Consider the following 12,234-nt stretch of genomic DNA (forward strand, 5'->3'; position numbering starts at 1 on the left):
CATTAGAAAGTTCCCTCCTCTTTAAAGGAACGAGAACGACGGAATTGGAAGAACGCAAACGTCGCTACAAGTAGTCCTAAAATAATTGAAATGGCTGCAGCCATATTAAACTGCTGATTTTCGAACGTCAATCCGTAAATCCATGAAATCAAAATATCTGATCCACCGGCGGTTTGACCTCGAACAGCTGGTCCACCTTGGTTAAACAAGTAAATGATATTAAAGTTGTTAAAGTTAAATGAATATTGCATGATCAATAAGGGTGCGGTAGCAAACATTAAGTGAGGGAACGTGATGTTCCGAAACTTTTGCCAACGGTTCGCTCCATCAATATCTGCAGCCTCATACCAATCAGAGGAAATCCCCTGCAAGACTCCTGTAAATAAAGCATATACAAATGGGAAGCCCAGCCAAACTTGAATCGTTATCAAAGCTACTCTCGTCCATAGAGGATCTTGAAGCCAGGGAATACGAGTATTAAATAATGGTTCGATAATTTGTAAGTTTATTGCGCCAAAATTGTCATTAAACATAGCTGAGAAGATGATAATTGTAACGAATGCCGGTACAGCCCAAGGCAAGATAAATACTGTGCGAATAAGTTTTTTAAACCTTACTCGAGGATCGTTGACTAAAATCGCTAAAAACATCGCTAAAGCAATTTGCAGTGTCGTCGCAACAAAAGTCCATATTAACGTCCAAGATAATACGTTGATAAAGGTGTTTCTCCACTCATTTATAGTAAATAAATCATAGAAGTTTTGGAATCCAACCCACTCAAGTAAGTTTCTAGGCGGTGCGTTGTAAAGATTATAATTCGTAAAGGCAAGAAATACCATAAACAGTAAAGGGAATACAACAACAAAGATTAGTAAGAATAGTCCCGGTCCCACTAATAAATAAGGGAAACCTGTATCCCATGCATTTCTAAATCCTTCTCTAATATTTGGAACTTTCCAACCTAATTGTATTCTCTTTGCGTCTTTATAAGCATCTTGAAGATTCAAAATGTAAAAGCTTAAAAAGAAAGCGGTAAAAATCAATGAAAGAATTCCGTTACTTAAAAAGACTCGAGAATCATCTTCTCGTGGAATATCTCCGAGTGTAACTAATCCTTGTAAACCGGAGCTGATGAATTCCATCATTGCAATTACAAAAGCAGCAAAGAGAATGAATAAGGCAGCACCTTTTAAGAATCGCTTATTGTATGCTTGACCAAGCCCTGGAATAATTGAGAGCAGCGTAGCTACAGTCGGATTATGTTGAGGGTTGACTAATTTATTTTGTCTATCTTGACTGTTGTTTGTAGCCATATTTGCTTCCTCCTGATTTAAAGATTCAGGATTGGGAAGTTACCCTTCCCAATCCCTAATCATGTCCACTTATTAATTCATTATTGAAATTTGATCACGAATTTGTTCTACAGCTTCGTCAAGGACTTCTTGTGCATCTTCACCTTGAGAGATGAACTGAAGTGCGTCACCAATTGGTTCCCAAACTTGTGACATTTCAGGAATGTTCGGCATTGGCTCAGCATATTGAGTTTGATCAAAAATCGGACTCATGAACTCATCATCAATTTCGACAGCCGTGTGGGCAGGAAGCTCACCAGCAGTTTCGAAATATGTTTGAGAGTTTTCAGCGTTAGTTAAGAACAACGCTAGCTCTGTAGCCCAATATTCATTTTCAGTATAATAGTTTACTAACCAACCTTTGTTACCAGAGAACGAGCTTAATACTTCGCCATCTTGTTCAGGAAGCATAGAGATTTCTAAGTTGTCACCTAAAGCCTCTTCGTATTCTGGAATAGACCAAGGACCTGTAACGACCATACCAACTTGACCATCTGTAAATAGACCGTTCATGATGTCGCCATCAATTCCGTCAGGCATAAGGTCTTCTTCGAACCATGACTGGATAACTTCAGCACCTTCAACAGCGCCTTCACTATTAAGTCCAATGTCATCAGCGTCATAAACGCCATCTTCGTCTTGAGCAAATACATAGCCCCCTGGAGCTGTTAAGAACGGATATGTGAAATAGAAGTTTGTCGCTTCCATTAAGAATCCATAGTTGCTTCCATCTGTTAAGTCTCGGGCAATATCCATTAGTTCATCCATTGTTTCAGGAGCATCTGGAACAAGTTCTGTGTTGCGGAAAAGTGCATATGTTTCAACAACAGCTGGAATTCCGTATTGGATTCCTTCATAACTAAATGCAGTTACTGCTTCTTCATTGTATTCAGAAAGACGATCTAATTGATCATCAGTCAATTCTAATTCCGCGGCTAACCCTTGAAGATGAATATCTCCCATTCTGTCATGAGGCTGGAAGAATAGGTCTGGCCCTTGACCAGATGGACCATCCAAAGACATACCTTCTGTTTGCTCTAACATAGAGTAAGGAATAACATTCACTTCAATGTCATGTTCATCAGTAAAACGTTGAGCAATTTCTTCATATGCATCTAATTGTGCATCTTCATCATTTACCCACATTGCAAGTTCTTCAGGCTTTTCCGGAGCATCTGCATCCGACGCAGCCTCATTGTTGTTGTCATCGTTATTCATATTGTCTGCATTATCATTGTTTCCCGTGTTGTTTACTTCTTCTTCGTTGTCCACGTTGTTTACATTGTCGTTATTTGTTTCTGGATCGTTGGCTGGAGCATTGTTATTATCATTGTTGTCTCCTCCACAAGCGACCAAAGCGATCGACAACACCAACACAAGCATGATTGATAGTAGTAATGACTTCCCTTTTAACATCTGATTTCCCCCTTATTAAGTATGTTACTTTTCTGTGCACCCTTAGTTATCTTTCTATAAAACCTCTTCACTTGCCACTCATTAAGATTAAAAACCTTCTACAGTCAGCAAGAAGTAATCGCTTTCAAAACTTCACTGCTAATGAATGGATAGAAATCTTTTTCTACACTGTCACCCAGACTGTGTATATATTGAGTGAAGAAGTCTGACATAAGACAACCGTTTGCACAAAGTGGCTTAAAAGAATTTCACGAGCGTCTCGTGAAATCGTTTGCACCACTTTATGATCTCATTATACTATTTGATTCTATAAAAACACAACCCTTTTTTTTGAAAAAAAATTCATTTTCTTCAGCTGTCACATTCACGGCAAAATTCAAACTTTTAATCAGTCTTGACCTCGTAATTTTTCCGCCATGTCTTCTAAAGTAAGAACTTCATCTGACAGCTCTCTTTGACGGTCTGTTTGCTCTGATACGATTTGTTTGACACTTCCACTTTTTTCTTGCAACACGTTTGCACCATCGACTAGTTCAGTCACAGAACTCACCACTTCTTCGATTGCTTGATTGATTTGCATAATGGATTCATTGATATCCTGGTGCTCTTGAACGTATTTACTATTGTCAGTAGATATTTTCTCAAATAATTTTGCAGACGAGGTTGTTTTATCCTGAACTTCAACACTTTTGTGTTGAAAAGCCTGAAAAGCATTAACGACCTCTCTCGCTTCATTTTGTAGGTTCACCAACACTTTTTTTGTTTGTTCAGAAAATGTATTCGTTCCTTGAGAAAGTTTGCGAATCTCGTTTGCCACAACGGCAAAGCTTCTCCCTTCTTTTCCAGCTTTAGCCGCTTCAATCGACGCATTGATAGCTAATAAGTTCGTTTGATCAGCGATGTCGTCAATTCCCTTTAAGAAAGACGTGATATGATTCAACTGGTCCTGCATCATTTTCACACGTTCTGCAGTACTTCCTGTTTCTTGATTCAATTCATTCATTGAGCCCTGAAGGTCTTTCATTAGATGCAGTCCCTCGTGAGAAACACCTTCTAGATTTTTCATTTGTCCATTCATATACTCAATGGAAGATTGGATTTCTTCCGAACTAGCCGACACTTCTTCTGTCGTAGCAGAAATTGTCCCAGTGAAATCCGTTTGCCGTTCCATTTCATTTATAAATGCATCCATTGTAGATTGAATCTCTTTCATACCTTCTAACTGGTCTGTAGATCGTTTGGATGTTGTTTTAGCTACGGCTAATACGTCGTCACTGATTTGATCATTTTTCTGCAAGATCGAAAATAATGTCGTGCCCATTTCCTCTAATCTCATGTCAATTTGCCCAAACTCATCGGAGCGAGTGCCTTGTTGAACATAATCAAACTGACCATCTTTGTAAGCCATAATTCTGTTCATCACTCTTTTTACACCACTGCTTAAGTTTCTTGCAAACCATAATAATGATATTAAAGGAACAATAATAAGCGTGATAAGGGCAACCATCGTGACCACCTCAGTTATGGCAATAGATGATTGCAACGATGTGGACGCGTGCTCTCTTTGATCTTCTAGATATGCCTGAATCCTTTCGTCTACCGTATTAATAGATTCTTCGTTTCTAGTAATAATAGGCGTGATCCGATTTCGAATTCGTTCTACTTCGTCCCCAACATAAATACTTGTAAAGTATTCTTCATATGTACCTTCATAGGATTGAATAACACCTTCTAAAAAATGAAAATAATGGGCCACATTTTGATTAACTGACACATCTGTTCTTAAGTTGTCATACATAACACTCGTTTCTTGTAGCAATTCTTCGACTCGATCAATTTGGTCCTCGTTATACCCTGCCGTCGCCAACTGATATTTTAATAAGCTTATTTGCTTCAAGCCATTTACTAACTGAGTGTAATCTTGTTGAAAGCTCGCTGACTCTTCTAGTAATAAACTTTGCTCAGAAACATCTTGGCTATAGTAATAAATAAAACCACCTGATAACACACACACAAGTAAAATTACCGCTGTTAAACTATAGAGCTTATAAATCAATTTCCGGTCTTTCGTCTTTTTCCTGTCTTTACCCTTCCGCTGAACCAACCTAAATACCCCCTCTTTTTATCCCATAACCCTTATATATCTCTCTATAAACTAAATGCAATCGTTTGCATTTAGTCATATTATACCATTATTATTCAGCAATTCTATTGTTTTTTTCCAATTTTATTCAAGTTCATATAATTTGAAAAGCTCACTCTTCTATACTGACCGGGAGTCATCCCTTCTTTTCTTTTAAATACTCTCGAAAAGTAACTAACGTCCTTAAAGCCTGATTCTATTGCAATTGTCTTTAAATCTACATTTTCCTGTTGAAGCATTTTTTTCGCTTTCGTTATTCTGCAATGGTTCACATATTGGATCGGAGACATTCCTATCGTTTTTTTGAGTGCTCTCGTTAGGTAATCAGGGTGATATAACAATTGTTGAGCCATCGTTTGAACTCGGAAGTCTTCCTTTTTATAGTGAGTTTTAATATAATTCATGCACTGGTTTGCTACATTTTGCGCACTAGAAGGTAATTCTAAGGCGTTCTTTTGAATGAGAGTGATAATGTCGAAAAACGAACATTGCTGCTTCATTCTCGCCGATGGCTCATTGGATTCATTTGCTTGAACCAAATTCGAGAAAAGTTCCTTCGCTTGATCTTTTCGTTGGAAAGTACCGAACCTAGGCAGGTACAAGTCATAAAGTTCTGATTGAGTATATGAACTATTCCTTTTAATAATTTTTGACCAATCCATATTCTTTTCTTCTATTAATTGATAAGGAGAAGAGAATGAAAAATGAACCCAGAAAAACTCCGTATCCTCCTCACAAGGATAGTCCCCTTGGTGTTCGAAGTCTGGAGCTAAAATCATGTATTGTCCTTCTCTTACTGAGTAATGTTTGTCGTGTTCTTTCATATATAATGTCCCTTTCGTAACAAATAACATGTCGAATAAATGAAATTGACGGCGAAAGTGCTTTTTGCCTTTACGAAACATGGAATGTGATCCTTTAATAAAAACGGGTAAGGGCGGGATAACAGTAGAAATGGCTTGCACGGACATGACCTCCAAGTCGGATTTGTTCAATAGTGTTCGATTTTCTATCTATAATCTTACTACAGTTACCAGTATGATAAGAAAGAAAGTCAATAAGAGACCACGAATGAATCAAAATTCAAGACAATTCCATGTCGGATATGCCATCATTATTTGTCTATTTCAGGCTTTATCTTAGCCATTAAAATCGTCTCTCTTAATGTTATGAATGAAAAATTAACATGGAAAAAGAAGGTGTTTATGTGAGTAAAACTCAACAAAAAAAAGCAGCTAAACTCACTTTATTCGCATTAACTTGGCCGATCTTTATTGAAATCCTTCTTCATATGCTTATGGGGAATGCAGATACGTTAATGTTAAGCCAATACGATGATAATTCAGTCGCATCAGTAGGGGTCTCAAACCAAATCATGAGTGTCATCATCGTGATGTTTGGCTTTGTAGCAACGGGGACCACGATCTTAATTGCTCAGAATTTAGGAGCGAATAAACGCCAACGCGCCTCTCAAATCGCTGTTGTGTCCATTTGTGCCAACATTCTCTTTGGACTATTATTAAGTTTTGTTCTATTCTTCTTTGGTGAATCCATCTTATCCGCAATGAATTTACCAGAAGAGTTAATGGACACAGCACTAATATATCTGAAAATTGTCGGTGGTTTTGCGTTTATCCAATCCTTAATCATGACCTTATCTGCGATTATTAAAAGTCATGGTTTTACAAAGGATGCCATGTACGTCACATTAGGAATGAATGTGGTCAATGTAATAGGAAATTACATATTTATCTTCGGGGCATTTGGAGCCCCGACTTTAGGGGCTACGGGGGTTGCCATGAGCACGGCCGTTAGTCGAGGACTTGGGACGGTTATCTTGTTTATTGTCTTATATAAAAGAGTCAAGGGAGAACTTCCTTGGAGCTATTTGACAAAAGGATTTCCAAAAAGAGAGTTGCGTGATTTACTTAAAATCGGTATTCCTTCTGCTGGGGAGCATCTTTCTTACAACACCTCACAAATGGTTATCACTTATTTTATTGCAAGCATGGGGACTGCCGCTCTGACTACCCGAGTGTATGCTCTAAATATTATCATGTTTGCCCTTTTATTTTCTGTGGCCATTGGGCAAGGTACACAAATATTAGTCGGTCATTTAATCGGTGAGAAAAGGCATGAGGAAGCTTATCAGAGGTGTCTTCGAAGCCTGTGGATTGGTATGAGTGTTTCAACGTTTGCTGCGATCATTTTCGCTGTTTTCAGAGAGGAGATCCTGAATATTTTCACAGATAACCCTGATATCATTCAACTAGGAAGTATTCTCCTCCTGTTGACCATTCTTCTAGAACCGGGCAGAGCCTTTAACCTGATCGTTATAAACTCCTTGCGTGCTGCAGGAGATGTGAAATTTCCTGTCTATATTGGTATTTTATCCATGTGGGGAGTAGCTGTGACTATCTCCTATGCCGCAGGGATTTGGTTAGGTTTAGGACTTATCGGTGTGTGGATCGCATTAATATTAGATGAGTGGCTAAGAGGCTTACTCATGCTTCGTCGCTGGAAGACTAGGAAATGGGAGAAGATGTCTTTTATAGATAACGAAGAACAAGGATCAGACGAAGAAAAAGAATACGCTCAGTAACATCATATTTCGAGCGAGCCGCTGAGTCATAAAACCTTGTTTTGACTCAGCGGCTCGCTTTGCTATATTTTGAACAAGATTTAAAACGAGGACCCCTCTACATTTAAGCTCAAATATTCATGACACGCTTTTGGGATTTTTTTCAACAAATGACTACATAAATATACATTTATATTTTTTAAAAAATGGAGTCCGAGAAGTAGATGGACACCCAATGAGTTTACATTATATAGAATTTCTCTTTTTATAATTGTCTAAAAGACCGGTAGATCAATTCATCTGAAAATACATTCTCTATTAATAACTATACCTTTTGACATTTATAATTATTTTTGATTAAATAAAATAGAATATCAATAACTGTTTATGCGGTTCTTGGTATTTTTACTATCTAAAAAATAAGGGGGAATGTAAATTGAAGAGAAAAATGACTTCAATGTTCGGGTTACTTTTGACAGGTAGTTTAGTATTAGCTGCTTGTGGAGACGGTAACAACGATGCCAATGATAATAACAACGGCAACGCTGATACTGGAAATAATGTAACCGAAGAGAACAACAATGAGAACAATACCGACAACAACGACGGTGAAGCTGCTGGCGACGTGAATGTTGGTAACTTGCAGTTAGGAACAGGTAGTACAGGTGGAACCTACTATCCACTAGGTCAGGAAATGGCGACTGTCATCAATAACAACATTGATGTTGACGGATTTGACCTTTCAGCTGTTTCTTCTGGTGCTTCTGTTGATAACATCATTAGTATTTTCCAAGGCGAAATGGACTTAGGAATGACAGTCCACCTTCCAGCATTAGAATCATTAACTGGTGACGGAGACTTTGAGGGAGTTGCTGTAGACAACTTTGGTTTCATGGGTCATATTTACCCTGAAGTGATGCAGATTGTTACAGCTGCTGATTCAGATATTGAATCCATTGCAGACCTAGAAGGCGCTTCTATTGCGATCGGACCTCCAGGAAGCGGAACTCAATCTGCTGCTAAATTAATCCTTGAAGCATACGGAATTGAAGATGGTGACTATGAAGCTTACGAAGAAGGATTTGGCGATGCTGCCGGACGTATTCAAGATGGTAACTTAGACGCTTCATTCGGTCTTCTCGGACTTCCTGCAGGAAGCATTGAAGAATTAGCTGTTTCCCGTGATATTCGTCTATTACCTGTTAGCGATGAAGGTCTTCAACATGTCGAAGACAACAGTGGTTACGAAGCCTTAACGATCCCTGCTGATTCTTACGATTTCTTGGAAGAAGATATTCAAGCAATTACAGCTTATGCTATTTTAGTTGGTTCAACAGATTCTATTGATGAAGACTTAGGATATGAAATTACAAAAGCTCTTTACGAAAACAGTGGAGACATTTCACATCCTCAAGGAGAATTCATCACAGGTGAGAATGCTATGAATGGTTCTGATGGCCTTCCAATGCATCCAGGTGCAGAAAGATATTTTGAAGAAGAAGGTTTTCTAGACTAATAACATTAAGATCGGGGCCGGACCTCTTACTATAAAGTGTCCGGTCTTTTTATTTCCTTTTATCCATATTCATCCATTGTGTAATGATAAAAGTTATGATAAAAAATAAATATCCGTGTTCATTTTGCTCTGTCGTTCCCATAGACAGAACATCGACGAAAGTGCAGGAACAACTTCTCCTACCTTTTCGTCGATCACTCGGTACATAGTTAGAAAAATGCAACGAGCCTGTTAATGGCAGGATCAAAACTGTAAGTATTTTTTAAAAACACTTGAATAAAAGTGAATAAAGGTGAGGTGAAAGTATGAAAGAAAAAGAGAAAGAGATGCTTTCAGAAGAAGAACAGCAGGAGATGTTAGCTAAATATGATAAAGAAAACTCTTTCCGACAGAATACAGGTAAATGGAAATGGGTTATTTCTTTTTTAGCAATCTCATTAACTATTTTTCATTTGTGGAGAGCTTTTCCTCAATCTGGAGGACCTCTCGTCTATTTAATGCAAGGATCGGTTCACTTAGGAACGGCGATGGGTCTTATTTTTCTTCTTTATCCATTTCGACGTACTGGCATGAAGAAAATAGGCATTCCATGGTATGACGTGGTTTTAGCCTTCTTGGCCATGGGATCGGTTTACTATATCTTATTCAGATATGAGTGGATTACAGGTCCCGCTAGAATTTTAGGATTTACCGATTTAGACATTGCCGTAGCAACCATTGGTATTGTCCTTTTGTTAGAAGCGACTCGACGAGCTGTTGGATTGCCAATTATTATCATTGCTTCTTTAGCCATTTTATATGGATTATTCGGGACGAACATTCCTTACTTCGGACATGGCGGATTTAATTGGGCTGGACTCTCAAGACGGTTATTTTTCACGTCTGACGCTATATTTGGTACACCTATTCAAATCTCATCCACCTATATTTACCTCTTCCTATTCTTCGGGGTCATGCTTACGAAAACAGGAGTAGGTCAATATTTCAATGATTTAGCTTTCGGCGCTACCGGCCGATTCACAGGGGGAACAGCGAAAGCTGCGGTTGCCGCTTCCGCTATGCAAGGTACTGTAACAGGTAGTTCTGTTGCAAATACTGTGGCGTCTGGTTCATTTACAATTCCTATGATGAAGCGAGCGAAATTTCGACCTGAGTTCGCTGCTGCTGCAGAAGCCTCTGCTTCTACAGGTGGTCAAATCATGCCACCAATCATGGGTGCGGCGGCCTTTATCATGGCCGAATATGTTTCAAGTGTTTCATACAGTGACATTATTATCATAGGGATCATTCCAGCCCTTCTTTATTTTACAGGCGTATTTATGGGAACGCACTTTGAGGCTAAACGACACGGAATTACAGGTCTTCCTAAAAGCGAACTCCCCCCTTTAAAAGGATTAGTGAAACGAGCTGATTTACTCTTACCACTCGTTGTTATTATCTCTATGTTGGTTAATGGATTTACACCAACTTACGCAGCCTTAGCTGGTATTGGTACGGCTTTTGCTGTAAGTTTCCTTCGTAAAGACACGCGCATGGGACCTAAAGATGTTATTGATGCACTTGAACAAGGGGCAAGGATTGCCTTGCCGGTTATTGCTGCCTGTGCTACCGCCGGGATTATCGTCGGTATTGTCGTATTCACAGGACTAGGTGGCAAAATTGCCGGTGGATTGTTAAGTCTTGCAGGAGATAACTTATTCCTTCTATTGTTCTTTACGATGATTGCTTGTATTTTACTAGGGATGGGTTTACCAACAACAGCAAACTATGTGGTCACAGCTTCCATGGCTGCACCCGCATTAATTTCATTTGGTGTTCCTGATATCGCAGCTCACTTTTTCGTCTTTTACTTTGGAATTGTGGCTGACATCACTCCACCAGTATGTTTAGCAGCATACGCCGGTGCGGGAATAGCGAAAGCTAACCCGATGAAAGCAGGTGTCACCGCCTTCAAGTTAGCAATCGCTGGGTTTATTATTCCTTATGTATTTGTTTACAACCCAGCGCTATTACTGCAAGATGCAGATGTGGTCACTGTAATTCTACTCGTGATTACTTCCGTATTGGGTATGGCCGCGATCAGTGGTACGATGATGAATTACTTTGTGTATTCGTTCAAATGGTACGAACGGCTGTTACTGTTAATTGCAGGGATCATGCTTATCTATCCTGAAAATTTAGTAATTGAACTTTCAGGTTTGACCCTATTTATTGCGATAGGAGTAATACAACATCTACGTAAGAAAAAAGAAACAGCATAAATAAAGCGTGCTAGACGAGGCAGCCTCGTTTAGCACGCTTTTTAATTATAGTTCCTATTTAAAAAATCCGCATATCTTAAGGTATGCTCTTTCAGGGCGGTTAATCATAGAACACATCAAATGTTTCCCACAATCCCTCTAATTCTTTTAACCTCTTCTCCACCTTTACATGCTCAGCTCTCGTTAATGCAGTGATTAAGGCACTAGCTATACTCATAGGTGCCGCAAACGAGTCAATAAAAGAATTGATTTCAGTGGTCGCTACTAATTTATAATCACCATAAGGTACCAAAGGACTCAACAAATGATCGGTAATGACTACGGTCTTTGCATCACTTTGCTTCACATACTTCAACACTTCCACCGTTCTCCTCGTATATCTGGAAAATCCTAGTCCAATGACAAGATCATCTTTCGTAATATCCAGAAGATGTTCTGATACCCCATCCGCTTGATGAATCATCTCCGTATTTTGCAGGATCAGATCTAAATAAAATTCCAAAAAAGTGCCGATACTCGTTGCACTTCTATAAGCAATAATATAAATTCTTTTCGCTTTGATCATTTCATTAACCACTTGTTCAAATACAGCCGTATCTACTTGGTTTAATGTTTGTTTCATATTTTGAATGTCGTCCCCTAGAACTTCCCTTACCACATTCTCGGTGAAATTATCTTCATCCGTTGTCCTGGCAAGGACCTCCGCCGACGTCATTTTCCGTTGTAAAGCTTCTTGTAAGTGCCTTTGCAAATCAGGATAACCTCGATAATTCAGAAAAAAAGCAAAGCGAATCACCGTGGCTTCGCCCACTTTTACATTTTTAGCAAGCTTCGAGGCAGTTAGGAAAGGAGCAGTTTCATGATGCTCTATTAAATAATTCGCAATCTTTTTATGAGATTTGCTCATCTTTTCTCTGGCGTGAATCATTCGTTTATAAACATCACTTTCAAGCAAGCTGCATCAT

At 38.9% G+C, this 12,234-nt stretch carries 8 protein-coding genes; 3 read left to right on the top strand and 5 right to left on the bottom strand.

Annotated features, from left to right (window positions below):
• Positions 1-2: 2 nt before the first annotated feature.
• From CR194_RS10395 to CR194_RS10410, 4 genes are all read right to left on the bottom strand, one after another.
• Complete coding sequence (locus tag CR194_RS10395) at positions 3-1,313, bottom strand: sugar ABC transporter permease (protein WP_110609591.1); 1,311 nt, start codon at positions 1,311-1,313, stop codon at positions 3-5.
• Between the two features lie 72 nt (positions 1,314-1,385).
• The gene (locus CR194_RS10400; RefSeq protein WP_110609592.1) at positions 1,386-2,768 is read right to left on the bottom strand and encodes a sugar ABC transporter substrate-binding protein; all 1,383 of its coding nucleotides are present in this window, start codon (positions 2,766-2,768) and stop codon (positions 1,386-1,388) included.
• Positions 2,769-3,156: 388 nt separating this feature from the next.
• Positions 3,157-4,872, bottom strand: coding sequence for a methyl-accepting chemotaxis protein (locus CR194_RS10405; RefSeq protein WP_110609593.1), 1,716 nt, complete (start codon positions 4,870-4,872; stop codon positions 3,157-3,159).
• Between the two features lie 104 nt (positions 4,873-4,976).
• Complete coding sequence (locus CR194_RS10410) at positions 4,977-5,816, bottom strand: AraC family transcriptional regulator (protein ID WP_158282237.1); 840 nt, start codon at positions 5,814-5,816, stop codon at positions 4,977-4,979.
• A gap of 281 nt (positions 5,817-6,097) precedes the next feature.
• Between CR194_RS10410 and CR194_RS10415 the strand changes: the two genes are divergently transcribed.
• The 3 genes from CR194_RS10415 (at position 6,098) to CR194_RS10425 (ending at position 11,269) form a co-directional block, all read left to right on the top strand.
• Positions 6,098-7,513 (top strand): MATE family efflux transporter, encoded by a 1,416-nt coding sequence (locus tag CR194_RS10415; RefSeq protein ID WP_110609595.1) that lies wholly within the window; start codon positions 6,098-6,100, stop codon positions 7,511-7,513.
• Between the two features lie 415 nt (positions 7,514-7,928).
• Positions 7,929-9,008 (top strand): TAXI family TRAP transporter solute-binding subunit, encoded by a 1,080-nt coding sequence (locus CR194_RS10420; RefSeq protein WP_199228160.1) that lies wholly within the window; start codon positions 7,929-7,931, stop codon positions 9,006-9,008.
• Between the two features lie 305 nt (positions 9,009-9,313).
• Entirely contained in the window at positions 9,314-11,269 is a 1,956-nt protein-coding gene (locus CR194_RS10425; protein ID WP_110609596.1) for a TRAP transporter permease, read from the top strand.
• 100 nt (positions 11,270-11,369) lie between these two features.
• Here the strand turns inward: CR194_RS10425 and CR194_RS10430 are convergent, their stop codons facing one another.
• The gene (locus tag CR194_RS10430; protein ID WP_110609597.1) at positions 11,370-12,224 is read right to left on the bottom strand and encodes a MurR/RpiR family transcriptional regulator; all 855 of its coding nucleotides are present in this window, start codon (positions 12,222-12,224) and stop codon (positions 11,370-11,372) included.
• Between the last annotated feature and the right edge of the window lie 10 nt (positions 12,225-12,234).

This window comes from Salipaludibacillus keqinensis, assembly GCF_003226325.1.
GTDB lineage: Bacteria > Bacillota > Bacilli > Bacillales > Salisediminibacteriaceae > Salipaludibacillus > Salipaludibacillus keqinensis.